This window comes from Metaclostridioides mangenotii (assembly GCF_018917235.1).
Lineage (GTDB): Bacteria > Bacillota > Clostridia > Peptostreptococcales > Peptostreptococcaceae > Metaclostridioides.
On sequence record NZ_JAHLOF010000003.1, the window covers coordinates 345393 to 367598 of the forward strand.

Annotated in this window: 17 protein-coding genes; 4 read left to right on the plus strand and 13 right to left on the minus strand. The window is 30.9% G+C overall.

All coding sequences use genetic code 11. From position 1 onward, the window contains the following. Window positions 1–170 precede the first annotated feature (170 nt). Window positions 171–1013, minus strand: coding sequence for a L,D-transpeptidase family protein (locus tag KQI18_RS06985; protein WP_216467063.1), 843 nt, complete (start codon window positions 1011–1013; stop codon window positions 171–173). Between the two features lie 459 nt (window positions 1014–1472). On the opposite strand from KQI18_RS06985, the gene KQI18_RS06990 reads away from it, so the two are divergent. Then, complete coding sequence (locus KQI18_RS06990) at window positions 1473–1676, plus strand: hypothetical protein (protein ID WP_216467064.1); 204 nt, start codon at window positions 1473–1475, stop codon at window positions 1674–1676. Here KQI18_RS06990 and KQI18_RS06995 read toward each other — a convergent pair. Next, a complete protein-coding gene (locus KQI18_RS06995) occupies window positions 1660–2367 on the minus strand; it encodes a hypothetical protein (RefSeq protein ID WP_216467065.1) in 708 nt (235 codons plus the stop codon). The two genes, KQI18_RS06990 and KQI18_RS06995, sit on opposite strands and share 17 nt — an antisense overlap. Window positions 2368–2389: 22 nt before the next feature. Then, a complete protein-coding gene (locus KQI18_RS07000) occupies window positions 2390–3472 on the minus strand; it encodes a hypothetical protein (protein ID WP_216467066.1) in 1083 nt (360 codons plus the stop codon). A 1131-nt stretch (window positions 3473–4603) separates the two neighbouring features. Here KQI18_RS07000 and KQI18_RS07005 point away from each other — a divergent pair. Further along, on the plus strand, window positions 4604–5617 hold the full coding sequence (locus KQI18_RS07005) for a M50 family metallopeptidase (protein ID WP_216467067.1): 1014 nt from the start codon (window positions 4604–4606) through the stop codon (window positions 5615–5617). A gap of 506 nt (window positions 5618–6123) precedes the next feature. Here the strand turns inward: KQI18_RS07005 and KQI18_RS07010 are convergent. The 3 genes from KQI18_RS07010 to KQI18_RS07020 all read right to left on the minus strand — a co-directional run bounded on the left by KQI18_RS07010 (window position 6124) and on the right by KQI18_RS07020 (window position 8751). Beyond that, window positions 6124–6288, minus strand: coding sequence for an SHOCT domain-containing protein (locus tag KQI18_RS07010; RefSeq protein WP_236887670.1), 165 nt, complete (start codon window positions 6286–6288; stop codon window positions 6124–6126). 41 nt (window positions 6289–6329) lie between these two features. Next, window positions 6330–6860, minus strand: a complete 531-nt coding sequence (locus tag KQI18_RS07015) for a flavodoxin domain-containing protein (protein ID WP_216467069.1) — start codon at window positions 6858–6860, stop codon at window positions 6330–6332. A gap of 721 nt (window positions 6861–7581) precedes the next feature. Continuing rightward, window positions 7582–8751: a M20 metallopeptidase family protein gene (locus KQI18_RS07020; protein WP_216467070.1), complete on the minus strand. Its 1170-nt coding sequence runs from the start codon at window positions 8749–8751 to the stop codon at window positions 7582–7584. Between the two features lie 499 nt (window positions 8752–9250). Here KQI18_RS07020 and KQI18_RS07025 point away from each other — a divergent pair, with 499 nt between their 5' ends. Both KQI18_RS07025 and KQI18_RS07030 read left to right on the plus strand, forming a co-directional pair. Beyond that, window positions 9251–9718: a hypothetical protein gene (locus tag KQI18_RS07025; RefSeq protein WP_216467071.1), complete on the plus strand. Its 468-nt coding sequence runs from the start codon at window positions 9251–9253 to the stop codon at window positions 9716–9718. A gap of 343 nt (window positions 9719–10061) precedes the next feature. Further along, entirely contained in the window at window positions 10062–10532 is a 471-nt protein-coding gene (locus KQI18_RS07030) for a ferritin-like domain-containing protein (protein ID WP_216467072.1), read from the plus strand. Between the two features lie 1095 nt (window positions 10533–11627). On the opposite strand, the gene KQI18_RS07035 is transcribed toward KQI18_RS07030, so the two are convergent. The 7 genes from KQI18_RS07035 to KQI18_RS07065 all read right to left on the minus strand — a co-directional run bounded on the left by KQI18_RS07035 (window position 11628) and on the right by KQI18_RS07065 (window position 22157). Beyond that, complete coding sequence (locus KQI18_RS07035) at window positions 11628–12503, minus strand: N-acetylmuramoyl-L-alanine amidase (RefSeq protein ID WP_216467073.1); 876 nt, start codon at window positions 12501–12503, stop codon at window positions 11628–11630. A 14-nt stretch (window positions 12504–12517) separates the two neighbouring features. After that, the gene (locus tag KQI18_RS07040) at window positions 12518–12763 is read right to left on the minus strand and encodes a phage holin family protein (RefSeq protein ID WP_216467074.1); all 246 of its coding nucleotides are present in this window, start codon (window positions 12761–12763) and stop codon (window positions 12518–12520) included. 13 nt (window positions 12764–12776) lie between these two features. Next, complete coding sequence (locus KQI18_RS07045; RefSeq protein ID WP_216467075.1) at window positions 12777–13010, minus strand: hemolysin XhlA family protein; 234 nt, start codon at window positions 13008–13010, stop codon at window positions 12777–12779. A 586-nt stretch (window positions 13011–13596) separates the two neighbouring features. Further along, window positions 13597–15306, minus strand: coding sequence for a BppU family phage baseplate upper protein (locus KQI18_RS07050; RefSeq protein ID WP_216467076.1), 1710 nt, complete (start codon window positions 15304–15306; stop codon window positions 13597–13599). Between the two features lie 54 nt (window positions 15307–15360). After that, entirely contained in the window at window positions 15361–18042 is a 2682-nt protein-coding gene (locus tag KQI18_RS07055) for a phage tail spike protein (RefSeq protein ID WP_216467077.1), read from the minus strand. Further along, window positions 18039–18719 carry a phage tail domain-containing protein gene (locus KQI18_RS07060; protein WP_216467078.1) on the minus strand — a complete coding sequence of 227 codons (681 nt, stop codon included), beginning with the start codon at window positions 18717–18719 and terminating at the stop codon, window positions 18039–18041. Before KQI18_RS07060 ends, KQI18_RS07055 begins: the two co-directional genes overlap by 4 nt. Before the next feature lie 3 nt (window positions 18720–18722). After that, complete coding sequence (locus KQI18_RS07065; protein ID WP_216467079.1) at window positions 18723–22157, minus strand: phage tail tape measure protein; 3435 nt, start codon at window positions 22155–22157, stop codon at window positions 18723–18725. Window positions 22158–22206: the final 49 nt, after the last annotated feature.

Here is a 22206-nt window from a genome sequence, read left to right on the forward strand (position 1 = left end):
AAAGGCTGCAATTAAGCCGCCCTTATCTCTCTAACATTATTTATCTCAATATTTCTCTTTGTCGAATACAATAACCTCGTTTTTGCCTCTTTTTACTAAGGCTGCATTATTATATAAAATCTTAAATATAGGCTTTGCTAGACAATTATCTACAAAGCCTATATATTAATTTAGTTTATAATTATAGTAGTTTTATCTAATACATTATCATAAATCCAATGAGCATTTTCTACAGCTAATCGAACACATCCATGGCTCAAGGCCATCCCAAGTCTATCATCAATTATTTCAGTTCCTGTCGGATCAAATAAAATTGAATGATAGTAATAACTACCTCGAATTCTAGTAGCATATTTTACTCTATAAGTATCAGAGCCAAAGTAAGGCTTTCTACCGCTAACATAAAAAGTGCCCTTAATAGTTGGTGTACTAGGTTTACCTATTGTACATAGCCACTTATACAGTAAATTCCATGAACCATCAAAATTTTTTTCAAACACATAAGTAAGCTTATTTTCTAAATCAGTTGTAATTAAATTTGTTGTGGGGCTTTTAATTTGATTATCATTTACAAACTTTGTCATATCTGTGTAAAAGTACTTATAATCATATTCTTCAGGTGGATTTCCATCATCAGAAAGTAGATAGCTAAATATATATCCTTCTTGATTGTCATACATAGCATGACTCCAGTCTCCATTTACAGATAACACTTGTACCATAGATTTTGGAGGAATTATAGTTACTGGATTTGACTCAGCAGATGGATAAGACCTTAAAGTAGCATCTGTCCATGTATATTTTGTTGTGGATAAATAGTCACTATATACATACCCTCTTTGTCCGTTATATGATACTTCATACCAATCTTCTTCAGCATCGATAACTTGGACCATAGACCCTGCCGGTATTACAGTGATTACATTTGAAGTAGTAGATTTTTCTTCTCTTAGATTAGTATTAGCTAAGGTATACTTATATGAATTTTCTTGTTGTCTTTTATATTTTTTCATAATTCACCTCTAAATTTACTTTTTATTATATCCTATGAGACTTTTTCTTTATTTAGCACTATTATACTCATGACCATTGATACAATTTAGTTGTAAAATAATACTTTTTACAGTTTATAAATGGATCTAAACATGCAAAATAAACCCTAATTTTTATTAGGGTTTATTTTATATAAATTATATTATATTTTTTTTAATATTTTGTAAACTATATAAAAAATCAAAACTAAAAGTGCAGTATTTATAATTTGTCCGACAAAGTATATATCTATCATTTTATTCTCTTCTTTCTATTTGATTTTATATGTACCTGTAACTGTATGATCTTTTGAAGCAACTGTACCAATACCATTGACTAATATATTCATATTAATTGTTCCTCTTGCTTTTAATGTAACACTCTTCTTATTAGATGCTAATTGGATTAACGGTATAACATGTAGTGAGGTGTTTGATACATTGAGTCCTTTTGAAAGAAGAATGCTAGTTATGTGGTATATAGAAAAAAGGACAGATTCATATATAGCTGATACTTTTGGTGTATGCAGAGTAACTATCAATACTAAAAGAGCAAAAGCTAAACGTAAACTAGTTATATATTTAAATAAAAAAGAGGATTCTAGACTACTAGATCCTCTTTTGTTTTTTATTTTTTATATTTAACAAATGTATCAGCTGAATTAACTAAATCCATAGGAGTTACAGTTATCTTACTTTTTGGTACTAAGCTTACTTCCCAATTACTTACAGCAAGATAAGACCTGAATACTAATTGTGAACAATAAAATTTTTTATCTTCGTATTTGTCAATAAGAAGACTATAAGGAAGTCCTCTTTTATTGTAAGCCCAATCAGCAGCTTTTGCATCTGTTGCATTCGTAGTCTTTCTAATACCTAAAGCCCAACAAGTGTCTTTTGAAGTATTCCAATTGTTTGAGCCTACAACTACACCTTTATTAGAACCTGGCAGTGCTTCTACCACATTTGATGAGGAATATATTATAGCAGCATGCCCATGAGCCCATCCAGAAGTTTTGTTATCTTTTGTTGCAAGTATTTTACCCTTTTCACTTTTAGGATATGTACCGGTTGCTTTAGCGGCCATTAAGTTTTGATTTGAATTTAAATCTCGAGCTGCTTTTTCTTCAGCCTTTTCCCATTCGGCATCAATTTCATCCTGAGTCATGTTGTTAAGTTTATTCATTTCGGCATTAATCTCTTCTTGAGTGAATTTTGGCACATCATAAGGGTCATCATAAGCCAATACCCCTATTGTTGTACTAGAAAATCCAATCCCTGCCACTAAGGCTATTGCTAAATATTTTTTTAATTTAAATCTAATTTTATTGCTCATAAAACCATCCCCTTCTTAAAATTTATTTAATAAAAAATCCTACTGGGTACATTGAATCTATATCAGGATTTTCATGTACTAAGTTGAAAGAATTTTTTAATTCAAAGTTATCAAGGCTATAGAAATACATTTTTTGTCCATCAGAAGAAATATATACATCATCTTTTATATAAGAAAACTGCTGTGCATTTTTAGAATAAATAGTTTTTAATTCACCATTTTTAGTATCATACATAACGATTCTATTATTAGCTAATTTTCCTTCTAACGGTTCTACTGAGTTATATTCGGGTATGTATAAATTATTTTTATAAACGCATATATTATCTAAGTTCTCAAAAGGCAGTTCTATATGTTCAACAGAGTAATCTCTCAAATTTATTTTAACTAATATGTTAGAAGGATTTCCTTTTTCATCTGTACTATTCAACACATAAAGATCATTATTTAAAATTGCTGTAACCATACCTGAACCGCCTTTTCCGATTGGTAATGATTTTTCAATGTTTAAATTATCACTGTTTAATATATTCAAAGTTGAAGAGTATGGCTCACGTAGGTCGGTAGTTATTAAATAAAGCTTATCTTTATAAGTCGTTATAGAAAAAGCTGTGCCTTTATTTTGTAGTGTTGTTTTTTTTATAACTTTATTCTCTTTTATATCTGTTTTGTATAGATCGAAATCATCAATACTTGTCATCCCAGCATATATATAATTTTTATCTACATCAAAGAAATAAGCAGGAGAACCTTCAAATATATTTATTTTTTTTACATCTAGAGTATTTTTATCTATTTCTGGAATATAATCTGTTATTTTTGTACCAATTTCTGGTGAGGCATAATAGATTTTGTTATTTGTTTCATCAGGATATTTTTTAAATGCACTACCTGTAATTGCCCCATAAGGGATTTCTTTATCGTATAAAAATATTCCGTTTTTATCATATAATGATATTATAGATTTATTTTTAGCCCAAATAGAATGAACAAATGCATATTTATAATCTTTTATAGAGTTTGCGTGTTTTGACGATTTACAACCAATAGTTAATAATGAGATTGATATGAGAATTGAAGTTAAAATATAGATAGTTTTTTTCATAATACTCCCCTTAATGTATGAATTAAAAAGATTAATCCACTCCTCTTAATTTTGAATAAACTATATTATCTGTTTATATTTTTTATATATAACAAAATTTTAAATACACCGCAATGAAATCTACATAACTGGTCATTTTAAATGCAAAAGTGGATTTATTGTCATTATCAATTAAATTATTAGAAAATATAAAATATTAAAAGCTGACATTGTTTCTTCTTCACTTTTATCTTTTAAATATGAGTCTGTAGTTGAAAGATTAGTTAGAATGACTAAATTTACTACTCTTTGCAATTAAATAAAACCGCTCTATTATACATTAGGCGGTTTTAAAATTGCAATTTATAATTATTTGCATAATTTACACTTATTTAATATACCTCGTTCTTCAGCTTCTTCTTTAGTTATTAACTCATAGTCATAGCTTCTGCTAAGTGAAAAACAATTTTTGTTAGTATGATATGTTTTGCTATTAGGTGTTACAATAACATTATTGTAATATAATTTGTATTCATCTATAATATATGACTAAATTGGCATATTTTGACATGAAAGGTTTTTTAAATAAAATAAGCAACTCATCTACTGCCTTTTCTATTAATTCAGAGGTAATAATACTAATGCTGCAGCTAATAAAATAGCTACTTTTCTTTTAAAATACTTTCGTTTCATATTTCTTTCCTCCTTTGTTACATTTGTATTAACAACCAACATTAGAATAGTAAAATTAAAAGATAATTTCAACATTTTATACAAAACTGGCCACTTAAAATGCATAACTGGTAATTATTATTAATTAATCATAATTATCAAATCGAAATAATTTTTCAGAAAAATGTATTTTGATTTTATATCTATCTACTTACAATACTACAAGTTATTACAACAATAATAATTGGCATGTTATAACACCTATTTTAAGAATTGCATTGTATAAAAAATTTGAAGAATTATTCTTTTCTATTTTGAAGAATATTTCTTCTCTAATACTATTTAAAACTGGTTGCCTTAAACTACCGAACGTTCTTTCTCTTTTTACCGAACCAATAGTTATTGTGGTACATGATTCTATCTGTATGATATAATGTATACTATTGTCTAAAATCTAAAATTATTATTGGAGTGTGTGCTATGGATATATTATTATCATTAATTGAAATTGCAATTATCTCGATATTTACTTTATTTTTAAGTATTTTTATTCATGAATTTGGTCACTTTATTGCAGCAAAAATCAGCGGTTATAAGTTTCTTTCTTTTTCATTTCTAGGGTTAACTGTGTACAAATACAAAAATCAATTAAAGTTTAAATATAAAAATATAAAAGGAATAGGGGGACAGTGCTTGATGCAGCCACCTCCATTTAATGACAAGTGGCCTTATAAATTTTACAACTTTGGTGGGGTTATTGCAAATTCCTTAACAGCTGTAATTAGTGCTGCTGTAATACTAAAATCTAATCCATCTATATTATTTCATATGTTTTTATTTTGTCTAGTTGTTTACAACCTTTTATTTGCGTTTATAAATGGGATTCCTATACAAAGTTCTGGAATACCAACAGATGGCATGAATATCCTATATGCAAGTAAAGATAAACATTCCAAAAAAAGTTTTTATCATATGTTTCAATTTGAAAAAGAATTAGAAATGTATGAGGGATTTAAAATTATGCCCTATGAAATAGTAAAAGTATCAAAAGACGCAGATCTGTCAAATTTCATAAATGGGTACATGAAGTTAAATGAAGGATCTTTTTTTATGGAAAATGGTAAAAGCGAAGATGGATTAAATATATTTATGAAACTTATACTATACACTGATAATTATCCAGGCTACTATAAGGCAATTATCAAAAATGAAATTATTTTTTATTTTTTAATAAATAACGTAGCTTATGACTTGGTTGATAAATATTGGACGGAAGATCATATTAAGTACTGTAAAAAAATGAGCATTATCAATTACTTTTTAGCCCAATCCTCCTATGAGTTAATTATAAATAAAGACATAGAAGAATCTAAGAAGTGCATAGAGAAATACGAGGAAAAGATAAACTCAATTTTACATTCTTATCAAAAATATTTGGCTCATAAGCAAATTGATCTAATTGAAAATGCTATTTCTAATTCAAACAATTTCTAATCTATCTTTTAATTGTTCTATAGTTAAAAAATCAATGATGGGAACTATAAACTATAGTGAGGATACTGACAAAGTTGAATAATTTAGTTTTTATTATGTGATAGAATATAATAAGTATTTAAAATAAGGGCTAACTATTAACATTAGCCCTTTTTTATAAACTATATCAAATTTTTACCTTCTAACCACTCAACAACCAATCTATATGTCTCTTTAAAATCATTACCTACAAACTTAGTCACATTGCCTGGAAATTTCTCTAGTCCTAGCAGCTTAAACCAAGCTATACTCTTACAAGTTTAGCAACACTTTCCACATGAGGCGTGTGTAAATACTTAATTCCCTAACACTAATTAGCATTTTGTAGAGTGTTTTATCATATTATTGATATTCAATACTTTTGGTTATTAAATACCTAATTGTAGTTTTTCATAATGTATTATTATTTATAGTATATTTGTATATTGGTACACAATTTGGCACACATTTAAATTATGTGTGCCATTTTATATCCCTAACAACTCTTTTTTCTTAGTGTTAAATTCGTCCTCTGTTATGGCTCCCATGTCTAATAATTCTTTTAAATGTGCTAGCTCTTTTTCATCTTCTCTATTAGCTGTATATCCTAAAAATATAATTAGAATACCACCCAAAATTCCAATTAAAGACAATGTTAAGTCCATATGTTAAATTTGAATATAGAGAAGTGAAGTTATAAATTTCTAACGTACGATACTAACGACCCTACATTATCTTTATTGGTAAAGTTTATTGGATTTATATAAGCATCTAACATCCCTTTAATATCCTCATCTCTATCTCCTTCTTTTATTCCCTTTAATTTGATTTTCAACATATTCATCATAACTTTGTCTATCATATTTAAATTTTTATAATTGAATGCACCTCTTAAATAGAAATGTTTTATATCTTGTAAACCTTTAAAATTCATTTCCTCAATAGCTTTTATATCTTCTTCTCTTTCACCAGTTGAACATCCTACTGAAAATACTACAATATTTTTGTCTTTTAATTTATCAATATCTTTTGATATTACCTTAAATCCTTTTATATTTCCTGCATGTAACCATCCACCATAAATTATAGTATCGAAAATTTTTAACTTTTCTACTGTAGCATCCTTTGTTTCAATTAATGTACATCCTAAATCTTGTGCTATCCACTGTGCATATTTTTTAGTACTTCCATATCTTGATTCATAAACGACTGCAATATTTTCCATTATATACTCCCCTTATTTGTTAGTGTCAATGAAATTATATTCATAATAATCTTTTAGCACATACATTTCAGGCATATCACCTTGATCTATGATACCTTTAATTATTTCTTTTATAACATTTATATTAGCACATATCTAATTTTATACAAATAAAAAAGGAAAAATTAAACTAGAGATTTAGAAAATGAATATAGAAGATAAAATAAACGGATATAGTTTCTTATAGAATGAAAATGAGCTAGAATAATCTTTTAATTGATCTAGTTCTGGAAATCTTGGTATCAGCTTAAAATCCCTTTTATTTCTTAAATCTGTACTCTCTTTATCTAAATACGCAATACATCTAATTCCATCTAATTTTAATTCAAATATAATAATCCTCTGAGTCAAAGGCTTCTTGCATTTCTGCTATTAACATTGGCTTAATTCCCTTTTCATCGAATATATCCATACTTATCCCTCTTAAGGATAGTATGGTAAACGAGAGGTTATTTTAAGCTTCATTTCTATAAAATGTATCCAAAATATTGTTTAACACTGATTTTAAGCACAAAAAAGACCTAGATTCTTCAATATATTCAAACCAATCATCTTGCCTATTACATAAATCAATTATTGTCGAACCACCTCCACCTTGATAGTATGCTATGTTAAAACCTACCATTATAGTGAATAAAATCGAATTCCTTTGACTCTTAGCATTATTTATAATCCTAAGTTCTTATTTATATTTACCTAAAACTTCTAACACAATTTGTACATGCATTGCTGCTCCAATTTGAAGAGCATCCTCGTTAAACTTAAATTTGGGACTATGAATCATGTAACCACACCCTTCTTCCTTGGTACCCGCACCTAAAATATAGTATGAACCCGGTTTTACTTCTGTGTATGCAGAAAAGTCATCTGAACTCATAGATTTTGGAATAGCAATAATATTATCTTTCCCAACGATTCTCTCCCCTGCACGAAAAACAAAATCAGTAGCAGCACTGTCATTTTTAACTGAACTATACCCTAATAGATAATCCAAATCATAATCTGCACTATACATACTACATACACCATTTACTATTTCTTCAATTCTTTTTTTTGCATACATTCGAATTTCTGGTTTTTTGCTTCTAATCGACAGCTGAATTCTTGCAGTATTAGGAATTACATTTGCTGTTTTTCCTGAATTAAATTCTCCTGCTGAGATAACAAGATTATCGAATGGACTTACATTACGAGAAACTATATGGTTTATATTATTTATTATTTCTACACCTATAAGTATTGGATCAATAGATAATTCAGGCGAAGAGCTATGTGATCCTTTTCCTTTTACAACTATAGTTACTGAATCAGAAGAAGCAGTTATAGAACCTTCACTTACAGAAATCATACCAACTGGTATATTAGGCATTACGTGTAATCCGAATATCATATCAACGTCATCCAGTACGCCAGCTTCAACTAAAAATTTTGCACCACCAGGAGGTTTTTCTTCTGCAGGTTGGAAAATAAACTTAACCTGGCCCTCTATTTCATCCTGTAATTTTGATAGAGTATCCACTGCACCTAGTAGCATAGCTGTATGTGTATCATGTCCACATGCATGCATAACACCTTCTATTTTGGAGCGAGAATCTATATCTGTTTCTTCATGAACAGGCAGAGCATCTATATCTGCACGAAATGCAATAGTTTTACCAGGCTTTGAACCTTTTAAAACTGCAATTACACTGGTTTCTGTTAAAGAACTTATTTCTAAGTTTGGATATGTTTCTAAAATACTCTTTATATACTTTGCTGTTTCAACCTCATGAAATGATAACTCAGGGTGGCTATGTATATGTCTTCTCCACTCAACCATTTTATCTTTCTGTACTAATTTTATTGGATCCATAATTAAACCTCCATTTATTTTAATTTTTTATTTAAATATTCTTAAAGAACAAATCAACAATAAATAAAGTAAAATTTATTGAATGTTGCATACCTTATATGTTAACTAGTATAACCAATAAATTAGAGTAAATTTATTATTTCCCAATTAATCAATATCTTAGTTTGGATCGTAACTTTTTTAATTTACTAATTTATATTTGTATATATATATTTATTTTATCACCCCAATACTCTAGTGTATAGGTTCGATTCATTGTTATAAAATAAGGAGTAGCAATTAAGCTACCCTTTGATATCTACATCAATTTTCTATTTTTCAACCACTCAACCACTTTTCTATACGTATCTTTAAAGTCATTCCCTACGAATATATCCATACTATCACCGTCCTATGATTAGTATGGTCAATGAATGTTACTTTTAAGCTTCATTTTCATGAATGTACCCAAATATTATTTAAAGCATATATCTATAGTAAAACAATTAGGAGGTTTATTATGTATGAAGGTTTATATCCAGACCCTTTGCAATTAGAAAAATCAATTTACACAATAGGAAATTCTGTGGAATCTGAAGAAAAAATTAACAGATATTATCAATGGTTAATTGACAATATTCCGGAAACAGAACTTTCTCCAGACCAGGTCGGTCAAATAAGGAATATCCTTCAATCAATACAAGAAGATAGGATTAACCATAATAATATATTTACAAATTTATATTATCAACTCTCTGGTAATCCTGTAGTTGTTGTAGAAAAAGAATTTGCCGAACCTAAAAACTTTAAAACGGAGATTGAGAATGAACTTTTTAGAACATTAGAGTCTATTAAAAGAAATAGAACTATTATGTTTGGGATACCTAGTCTTCAATATAGAGATTTAATTTTTACCATTATATCTGACGAAATTCGACATGCAAGTTTTTATAATTATATATTTGCAAATTTATATAATTTAATGTAGTTACATATTCTATTTATTTAAAGTCAAAAGATATTCTGTCCTTTGGCTTTATTTTTTTATCCATAAAATAAATAATATAACTTGTATCTCTGACTTAACATTGGTTTGATTAGTTTGATTCCTTTTCTTGGAATATATCAATATAATCACCTCTTAGGAATAGTGTGGCAATAATGGGTAGTTTTAAGCCTGTCAGTAAGCTCTTTTAAGTTTGCATTGCATAACCACTCAACTACTTTTCTATTTTAAATTCCCGCAGCATAATTTTCATTTGTGCTATCAATTTGTATACAAAATATTAATTAGAACATATATCTATAGTAAAACATCTAGGAGGCTTACTATGTATGAATATATTTACCCAAATCCGATTCAATTACAAAATTCAATAAATATGATAGGTGACTCTATAGAGTCTGAAAAGAAAGATGCACAATATTATCAATGGTTAATTGATAATATTCCAGCCCAGGACCTTAGTTCAAATCAAGTGAAGCAAATAAAATCTATAATAGAATCTATAAGAAATGATGAACTCAATCATAATAAAATGTTTCAAAATATGTATCATCAACTGACTGGCAACATAGTGACACCAATTGATGAAGAATTTATGCCACCAGAGAGTTTTGAAGCTGGAATAACAGATGCTCTAATGGGCGAATTAGAGGCTGTTAAAAAATATAGACTTATTATGTCTGGACTGCCTTCTCTATATTATAGAGATATAGTTTTTAATATATTAACAGACGAATTAAGACATGCGGATTTATATAACTATATATTTACAAACATACAAACATATCGAATTTAAGAAAGAAAAAGAGTAGTAATTAAGCTACCCTTTACTTTATCTACATCAATTTTCTATTTTCTGCAATACTCATCACCATACACATTATTTCAATAATTTTATATAATATACTAGTGGGACATAACCACTAATTAAAATTATTTGCTTCTAAATTAAATATTAAGTCTATGCTTTCATATATTGCATAGACTTTTTATTATTCATAAATTATAAACACTTTTTCTACATAGATTTCATGTAATATGTCAGTGGACAAGAATATAATCTGCTATATTATTACTATTAAGTGAATGAGTAAAATACTCTTTTATCACTATTTAAATTGAAAAATCCATTGTTCAGCCTGTATGGTTTGGATAAATTTAATATGCGATGATTACTACTAAGATTACCATAATTATAAATAAGGGTAGCTATCAAGCTCAGCTCTCCTTATTACACCTATATAATATTTAAGTCATAATTCACATATTAATATAAAACTACATATTATATATTGATTCTAAAGTTTTGGATCCCTTTTAAATTTATTGTGAGATTCATAAATAACCCCATTACTATGGGATCATAGTTAAAAATCATCTTTCCTATATATATAATGTGTAGAAATGTAGCATGCCATATTATTAAAATATAATGTGGCATGTTCTTATTATTAAAAATCGTTTTATAATGCAGTTTCTAAAGTTATAGATTATTTAAATATAAATTTTTTTAAAAATAAGGTATGATGATATAATCTAGTTCCTAAGAATCAAAATATAAATAAGGAGATTACATATGGGAAATTTTCTACTTTTTATTTCAACAGTTGCGGCCCGATAATAATTGCAATCATATATAAAAATCAAAATAGACAATGAAATAGAGTAAAGTCATTATTTACTAATTTAAGAATTGAATAAAAAAAATATTTTAATAATTTTAGAATCATATCATAGGAGTGTGATAACTTGAATAACGCAAACGGTTTAATATGGTCATCTTTAATTCTATCCCTTGGTTGTATTGGTTCTTTATTGTTCCATAATTGGATTTACTTAGCTGGTGGGTTAATTTTATCTATTTAGGGTAGCAATTGAGCTACCCCATTTACTACATCAATTTTCTATTTTCCAACCACTCTACTACTTTTCTATAAGTCTCTTTAAAGTCATTACCAATAAACTTAGTAACATTGTCTGGGAACTTTTCTAATTCCTTAGATACCCCACCACCTATAGCGTAGGCATTTCTACACATGTAACTCTTGTAATCAGTTATATCTACTATAGTTGAATTAGTGAGGTATTCTTTCATTATAATAGCAACTGCTTTGTCTCTATCTCCACTATATATTATTGCATTGTCGTATGTCGTCTGTGGAACTGGTGGAGTTGCATTACCTTCGTCTATTTTAACATCAAATAATCCTTCAACAATTGCTTTGGCCATAGATTCTGCATCATATATTTTTATGTCGTCCAGATCATCAAGGAAGCAACATTCAACAAGTAGCATTTTCTTCTTAGTTTTTCTTATAACTGCTTTACCGCTTCCATCTTTCAGACCTCTATTTTTAAATCCTAATTTTTCTATGCTCTTGCAAATTCTATCTGCATCTGGATTACTTGCATTAGGATTATAAACAAGCACTTCTACGCCTGTAGTGCGACCGTTTCCTCTTTCATCTTTTGCACCACTATTAAAATGTATACTTAAATTTATATCTGCATTAAATTCGTTATGCTTTGCTACTAATTTATTTAATATATCATTTTGGCTTGTCCCATTGTCTATAGTACAATCATATACTTTGTTTACATATGGTTTTGCATATTCTTTTATATATTTAACTACTAATCTATCTTGAGTACTTTCTTTCGTAATTATTGTGTTAGATCTATTATAAACAACTCCTACTGCACCAGAACCAGGTTTACCATCTAAACCATGTCCTCCATGAATTGCTAGACTATTATATTTAATCATGTGTTTATTCCTCCTTACTGTTTAAACTGCTTGTACGTTTGATTAACTCCTATAGCTACACCCCAACACAAGATACCTTGCATAATTGATGTAACATTTAGTCCAACTAAGCAAATACTAAAAACAATTCCTAGCAATAAAAGTATAATAGGAATATATTTATTATCTAAAATAGGATAGCTTTTGCATGCTACCCCTAATACGTTAAGTACAACTACAATAATTAATAATTGTTCTGGTATAAAACTCATAATATCCATGAAATCACCCCTTCTATTTAATTAATCCTGATTGTACCATGTATATAAAAAATCCTATAAGTGTTGTAATTAATACACCAACGAGCCACTTTAAGGCTCCTGTTAGGTCTTTTAAATCACTACATAAATTTTCTATCTGTATTGAAAACTTGGTTTGCTGTTGTTCTATTTTCTCTAGTTTCACTGAGTGAGCTTTTAATTGATTTTCATGGTCGTCTAATTGAAATTTAATTAAATCTTCATTCATATATCAATCTCCAATCATATATTTTAAATTATTACAATAAAAAAGCACCACATAAAGCGGTGCTTTCATGAATTTAAATCTATCACTTAAAGAGGATATTCACTTTTAAAGTGAATTTATTTACTCTTGTAAACATTATATTCAACTATTTTATTTTAATACTAAAAAACACCTCTAACGAATTAGTTTAAAGGTGTTTTGTATGGAAACCCTACATTAGCACTTTGCTTAAGATTTTGCCCAATCTATTTCAGCGCTAATATTATATATTAAATTCGTCTCAATATTATGCATGTAAAAAGCACCTACAATTGTAGATGCCTTTTAGGAATATATTATAAATGTTGAGAGAAACACTATTAAAGCGAATTTTCTCAAGCCTGTTTATATTATTTACATTAATTTTAATTTAATACAAAAAACACCTCTATTTGTAAAGATGCTTCTTAGTGTTACAGAATAACTTTTTTAATTTATAATTAATATCTATTGTCGTTATAATATATTTAATCATCCTTACTTTAATACATAAAAAAAGAACCCTACTTAGTATAGTCCTCACTCGTTATTTCCTTAATTTTTTAATTTATTTTGTTTTCAACTTTTCTATTTCTGTTTTTAAATTCTTTAACTCATTAAATACATCAATACCATCAACAACTAATCTTTTAGTAATAATTGACTGAACAGGTTCGGTAGATCTACCAATAAAAAATTTCGTATTTGCTGTTGGCATAAAACTAATAGAACCTGGGTCCCCACTTATATTAAGTGTACTGCTATCAGGTGAATTTTTATCACCCATTATTTTAAGCGGATAAGACATCGATGTAATTAACTTTGCACAATAAATTTCGCTTATCGGATTGCTACCTGTTCCCATTTTTATTAAAGTTCTTGGATATCCATCTATCCTTAGCGATTCCCCATCCTTTGATACATTAATTCTATGTCCATCAGGTAAATCGGGATCAGCAAAAATAGAAAATGTATCTGCGCCTGAAGGTATATAAATTCTTTTGGTTTCAATTTCTCTCGGCGCTATATACTCTCCATCAACGCTACCACTTGTACCTGGTTCACCTTTATCGCCTTTAGGACCTCGTATTCCTTGAATACCTTGTTCGCCTCTTTCACCCTTTGCACCTTGTATACCTTGTTCGCCTTTATCGCCTTTATCGCCCTTTGGGCCTTGTATTCCTTGTGGTCCTATATTACCTTTTTCACCTTTTAGCTCCCCATACTTAAACCAACCATCTTTTTTCCAAATGTACAGATCTCTTTCTACCATATAACAGTCACCTATGCTATTATCATTTAAATCGTTTGGCAATTCTTCTATAGTATTAAAAACATCTGTTATCTCTAATCCTTCGCCATCTTTCCCCGATAAGCCCTGTTCGCCCTGAGGCCCCTGAATCCCCTGGTCTCCTTTTGGTCCTTGTATTCCACCCTTTGCACCTTGTATACCTTGTTCGCCTTTATCGCCTTTATCACCCTTTGCACCTTGAATACCTTGTAATCCAACATCACCTTTAGGACCTTGATTACCTTGTATGCCTTGTTCGCCTTTATCACCTTTGTAAGTTCCACCATCTTTAAAGTCTTTAGTATTTTCTGAGAATACATAAATATGGCCATTGATTAAGTAACTATCACCAATCATAGCAGTTCCTTTTAATTCTTCTAATTCTTCAACTGATGTAAGGACGTCTTTTATATTAAATGACTTACCATCTTTACCATCTACGCCATCTACGCCATTTTTACCATCTGCGCCATCTTTTCCATCTACGCCGTCTGCACCATTTTCTCCATCTGCACCATCTTTACCGTTAAACTGTTCAGGTTTTTCTATCCAACCCTCAACTACTTTTCTTGCATCTTCGATTTTCTTATAATCTATTACAATATTTGTGCCTGCTGCTGCTCCCGTAAATATACTTTTACCTATATCGATTTTAAATATTGGTGACTGTAATGTTCCTGTTGAATCAGATATCTTTACTTGTGCTTCGTGTTTTCCGTATTCGCTTAATTGGTCCGAGTTTAGAATGACCTCAAATAATCCCTCTTTAGCATTTAAAACTGATCCCTCAGCAAATACACCTTTGCTTCCTACGGCCACTACAAGTTGCAAACTTAATCCTGAAGTGTCTCTAATTATTCCGTTAGCATCTAGTATTTGAAACTCATAAACTCGGCTATTAGAGTCATATTGCACTGCAAAACAGTCCTGTATAAAACCTTCTCCCATTCTTATTTGATATCTGTGTCTTCCGAATTCTTTTAACATATTATCAAATCCTTTCTATAAATACATAAAAGTGAGATTTGTTACACCTCACTTTTATTTAATATTTAATAAATTTTCTATTTTTTCTAATCTCGTTTCTAATTCTTTTATTTTTTTATCTTTTTCTTCACTCTTTGTTATTTCTACTTGTAAAGCTCCTGCAATTACTGAAGTATAGTTGTTTAAATTGTAAGCTAAAGCCCCTTCATTTTCCCCTACTATAATACTTCCCACTAACGTATCAGAAATATCTTGAGCAACGAACCCTAACTTATTTCTGAAATTATTATCTGTACACTCTCCGTAATATTCATCGTTGTAATTATATTCACATAATTTTAAATCATTTTTAATAAAGCTGTATAAATCATCTGACGTCATGCCTAAATTGATATTATTATTTTCATTAGGTTGAATTATGTCCTCTTCTACAAAGCTTCTTGATATACTCATTAATTTTGCTTTATATGCCTTTATTGGTTTATTAATATAATGTATATTCTCTTTAAATTTCATGTCCGAAACCGAACCGTTATCGCCCCATACAGACCTCGCTGATACTTGATTAAACTTAGAGGTCGCTTGGCCAAGGTTCATACCATTTCCATCTATCGATGAGTACATTAATATTGGATCTGAACCGTTACTCTCTAGTGTCCTTGTATAAAACCGATCCATTTTTAAACCATAATCATTAACAACCGTTTCGGAATCCCCGCTTATATAGAAACGTATTTCTCTATTCCCAACAAATACATAATTATCTGCATCAAATTTCAATCTTATGCCATAATTATTTGAGTCTATACTCATACAGTTATTGTCCCCAGGGTCATATCCAGGTTCTAATAATACACGTCTATTCGTACCAGGTAATAAAATATCCGTTGTTATTTCCCCAGCCTTCAATTTTGGTGTAGTAACATTCCCAGAAGTGTCTACTATGAGTTGATTACCAACTTCGTTCCCAAGTATTAAACTTCCGTCTGTGTCTAAATGGAAAGTTACGTCTCCATAATTATAACCAACGAGTCCTGATAAACCATTAATTACGTTATCCCCAAAGAATACACCACGACTTGAGTTTCCAACATACATTTGAGGAGTTAGAATCCATTTACCACTTATAGTTGTCGCTGTCTTATTCCAGTCTTGCCACCATTGTGGAAGTGTAGCATTTGTACCATTTAAACCATTCTGACCATCTTTTCCATTCTTTCCATCTTGACCTTTTAAATCTTCCTTCAATTCTGGAGTTAGTGTTTCAGGTGTAATTGAACCAGTTCCAAACTCCATAAGTCCACTGTCTAAATCTATATTAAAGTTTTTACCTTTTAATGCACCCGCAGTAATAACATTTGCATTTAATACACCGGAGGTTATGTAATCAGCTACTATACTACCGTCATTGGTCATGGCCAAACCATATGGACCATTAATACCTGTAGAAGAAAATCCTAATCCATTCTTATTCCATTGCCATACATTCTGCGCTGTCATTTCATCCTCAGTGTCCATAATTAGAATTCTATCAGGATGTATTCTAACGAACCCACCAAAACCTGTATTAATTAACTCTGTGGCATGATCTTTCGCAGTGTCTAATACACTTTTACCAGTATCATCTATTTTGTTGTCTAAATCCTTTATTTTACCAACTATATCTGTGAAACTCTTTTGATAATTTCCAATTTCGATTTCATTATATTTTTTAGTCAACGGATCAAATTTATAGCTAATTACTCTAGCTGTTATATTTAGATTTTCTTCTTCATGGATTACTGTTACTGTGTCGCCTAAGTATACTTTTTCAAGAACTTGAATATTCTTATATTCTTCTGTGCTAGATAATTCAACGAAATCAACTTTATAATTAGCATGAGGTATATCTATATTATTTTCGATGAACTCCCTTTTAGCAGCTTCTCTTAGAAGTCTGTATGCCTCTTCTAACGGTACAGCTCCTTCGTCATTGCTTGGGTTCTCTTCATCTTCTTTTATCGCTTTAATATCTCCATATTCAACGATACGTATTTTTGGATGAGGGTAATAATCTATATTTTCACTGTCGATATATTTCTCGGGTAGTAATAAACCATCGTAGCCTTTCGGCATAATTCTTGTAGCTACCTGAGTATAATCAATATCAGCTTCATAACCGATTAGATTCTTCTTATATCTTATTTGAGTTCCCCTATTTGTACCTAATCTTTTATGCATTGTAATATTATAGTTATCTCTTTCAATCTCTCCACCCCAACGTGAAATAAATGTATTATCTTGAGAACTGTCTAAAAGTGCTTGAACTACGTTATAACGAACTATTCTACAGTTATTTACTGTATCTATGTCAGAATACATTTTAAATGGGTGTTTATATTGACTACCTTCGCTTATTTTATATATAGCGTTTCTTCCACCATTATCTACAATGAAAATATCTTCAATCAAGTTATCAGATAGATCATAAAATAGGTGATAAGCTGTGACGTTATAATAACCGAGTTCCTTATTAACTTTTGCTATTCTAAAGGGTTGCTCTCCGTTTTTAGGAGTTGGAGAAGTTATAATATTTTCTTTTTCAAGATATTTAGTATAAAAAATTGGATACTTAAATGTTAAAGAATATATTCCATTAACTACTTCATAAACTTCAGGATCGATTATAGAATCATCTAATATTTGTAGTCCGTTACTATTAAACTCAGTCTCAAATTTATCAAATATTTTAATCATAGGTATCTCTCCCTTGTTTTATATTCAAGTGTACAGTTGCCTAATGTAATATTATTTTCTCCTGTATTTAAAATAGGAAAATCACCAGTCATTTGAGCTAGCATATTTAAACTACCTCTAGTACAAGTAAAAGTTTCTGAGTTGATTTCCACATAATCACTAACACCCTTTATATCTACTCTCTTATTATTTAAGGTAAAATAAATATCCCCTTTTCCTGTTAATTTAAAGTATGGTCTACTCTCGTAGGTCCCTAAGTTCAATATTTTGTTAGAATGTAGTTCATTTATTAATTCCCCATTACCAGAATAAACGAATGGATCACAATTAAATTTGACTGTAAATTTTCCATAACAATCTATCTCATTTTCTATATCGTCAATTTCGACGTTTTTAACTTTATAAAAGTAACCATAATCATCACTAAAACTAAAATTCTTTGCATTAAGTAACCACGCCTTTATTTGTCTAAGGCGTGGTTTTAATATTTCTTCCATAATGTTTAATTCGACTTCTACTTCTATATCTGAATAACCCTTTTTCCTTGTAAGAGATCCATCACGACCATCTACTTCTATTTCTTCTACTCGCATTGAAGGAGTAGGGATTTTAGGCCTTTCGTATACTGATAAACTGTATTTAGATGATGATATGCCATCTACTATTATTCTTAACATATTCTACCCCCTACCTACTCCATAACTAATTTCAAAACCTTTATTTCCAAGCCACTTATCTGTTTTTTCAAAGAATTTATTTCCATCAGCATCATTTTTTATAGTGTTATGCATTACAATGTGTGCGTAGTTTTGACTATTAGCGTAGGACTCCATTTGTTCTCTCATGTTCATCTGACTGGCTAAGGCTTTTGCAAATGGATGCATATGTCTCCCCTCTAAAGGAAGTACCGCCTCTTTTCCAGCTTCACCTACACCTATTACAGATGCACCTCCAAATATACCACCTTTTTTATACCAATTAACATTAAATCCTGAAGGGTACTCATAAGTTTGACCAAACACTGTAGCCTGAGACTTCTTCAAACTAAAGTGAGGGAGTTTAGGCATTGATGGAGTAGGTATTTTTAATTTTAGGTTACTGAAGAAGTTTTTAAGTTTGTTCATTTTGTCTACAATCCAGTCATAAGCATTTTTAATAGGTCGCATCATGAAGTTAGAAACACTTTCCCACGCTCTGCTTGTTACTCCTTTTATACTTTCCCATGCTCTACCTATTGCATCACCAACAGTCTTAGCCAAGTTTGTTACTGTGTCCTTAGCCTGAGTAAACTTATTAACCATTGTTGTCTTTACATTTTCCCATGCATTTGAAGTAATTATTTTTGTCTGCTCCCATTTCTGAGATACATTCTCTTTAATTGCTTCTACTACTGGTGCCATTGCTTCCTTCGCTTGGTTAATCTTTTCGTAAAGTGCATCTTTTAACTGTTGCCACTTCTGTCTTGTAAATCCTACTGCTTGTCCCCACTTCTCAGATATAACAGATGCTATCTCTTGTGCCTTTGTTGATGTTGCTTCCCACGCTTTTGTCATATGTTGAGTAACTGCATCTTTTACCTGATTCCATTTCTCTCCTGTAACTTGCTTAACTTGTTCCCACTTCTCATATAAGGCAGTACCTATCTCTTTAGCCTTGTTAACTACTGCATCTTTAGCGTCCATGATTGGCTTGATGATAGTGTCCTTAATCTTATTCCATACCGTTTCAGCTACCATTGCAATAGCGTCCCAAGCAATGTTTAAAGCCATCTTTACCAACAAGAATATACCTTCAAGAAGGGATTGTAATAGTGACATAGGAACCATTATAACATTCTTAATGTTTTCCCATGTTCCTTCAGCGTAACTCTTTATACCTTCCCAAACTTCTACGAGAATAGCCTTAGTATCATTCCAGTTTTGTCGCATCCAGTCACCAACAGGTTCTGTTACAGACTTAATTCCATCAGTGATACCAGTCCATGCATTAGTTGCTATTTCCTTTGTACCTTCCCAAACAGATTTAAGTGCATCACCTATACCAGTCCAAAACTGTACAGCCATATCCCTGTAGCCTTCCCATATAGCCACTATACCATCAATGATACCATTCCAAATATCTGACGCTTGTTGTTTCAAATCCTCCCAAGATTTAGATATGTTGCCTGTAATCTCACCCCATATTTCTGAAGCCCAGTTGGATAAGTCTGTCCATAACTTGTGGAAGTACTCTTTTATTTCATCCCAATGTTTATATATCTGATAACCTATGTATACTACAGCTGCGATTGCTGCTACTATAGCTATGGTTTTTAAACTAACTATACCACTAATTGCTCCCCATGCTGAACTTGCTACACCTTTTAATTTTGTAAAAGCCGTTCCGACTTTGGTAACGCTACCAGGTATTTTACTAACTGCTTTAAACACACTGCTTAAACCTTGCACAGCTCCATTGACGGCGGATGCTCCTTTAAAGGCAACAGCCCAAGCGCCGGTTAAGGTTCCAAGTACGCTAAGAAGACTCCCTATGATAGTAAGTACAGGTCCAATTGCTATTACAATACCGCCTATAACCATTATTAATTTCTGTGTCTCTGGGCTAGCTTCCGCAAACCTTTTAGCTAAATCTGCTATTGCTTTTAAGAATGGTTCCACTGCATCAAGGGCCTTGCTAAATGCATCCATAAGGGGCCCACCAACATCAATAGCAATATCTTTTAACTTATTTCTTAATATTTTAAGTTGTGACTCTAATGTCTCATATCTCTTTTTAGCCTCTTCACTTAAGGCTGTATTTTCCTTCCAACCATCAGCCGAAGTCTTTAAGGATTTGCTTAGTAAATCACCAGCACCAGATAGTCTTAACATTGTATCAACCTCTTGAGTTGATGTAATACCCATATCTTTTAATGCACCCGTGACATCTTCCCCTGAATCTTTTGCTTTTCCTAAACCTTTTACAAACTCCACTAAAGCACCTGCGGCATCTTCCTTCCAAGCTTTTTGGAATTCGCTTGAACTCATACCAGCCGTTTTTGCAAACTGCTCTAGATTACCACCGCCACTCATAACATCAGAGTTAATTTTTTGCATAACACGTGACATACTACCGCCACCGGCTTCAGCATTTATACCCAGAGAACTCATAGCAGCTGAAATCCCTACAATGTCCGCCTCACTCATATTTGCTTGTTTTCCAGTACCTGCAAGCCTAAGTGACATTGCGACAATGTCAGCTTCAGTTGTTTTTGAATCATTACCGAGCGCAACTATACTCGATCCTAAATTACTAAAGCTCTTTTGCGGCATGTCGGTGATCGCTGCTAATTTAGCTAGAGACATTGCCGCTTCTTCGGAACTTAGGTTTGTGGATTCGCCCATATCTATCATTACCCTTGAGAATCCTAAGACATTCTCTGTCTTAATACCAAGTTGCCCTGCCGCTTCTGCTACTGCTGAGATCTCCGTTGTACTTGCCGGGATCTCCTTGGCCATATCTCTTATCCCATTTTCAAGATCCTTGTAAGAGATAATTGTTTTCCCATTTGCATCCTTTACTTCATCAACTGTCTTCTTTACACCAGTAAAAGCACTATCGAAATCACTTGCAGCCTTAATGGCCCCTCCGCCTAATGCAACTAGCGGTACGGATACACCTTTTGTAAGGTTTTTACCAGTTTCTTTTAAACCTTCACCGGCTTTAAGCATTTTATCTGAAGCTTGCTTAACCTTGTTACCAGCATCTGCGTATTCATTTGCAAACTCTTGCGATGCAATTCTAGCTTCTAGTAACTCTTGTTCAAGTTTATTTACTTCCTCAGAGCTTTCACCATACTCAGACTTAGCTGTTTCTAATTGCTGCTCTAAATTCTGTACTTGTTTGGCTGAATTTTCCATAGCCTTTTGTAGATACTCTTGCCTTGCTTTTAATTTATCTGCTTCGCTTGCATTGTTACCAAGGCTCTTTACTTGTAGTTCATACTCTTTGCTTAATTTTTCAGATGTTGCAAATGATTTATTTAAGGTTGAAATAGCTTTATTTATATTAGATATCTCAGAATTGAACTGTTTGTTGACTAAAGTATATTGAACTTTAATTTCTGTATTTGCCAATATTTCTCACCTTCTTTCGGTTATTGACATAAAAAAAAGAAGAGGTTTT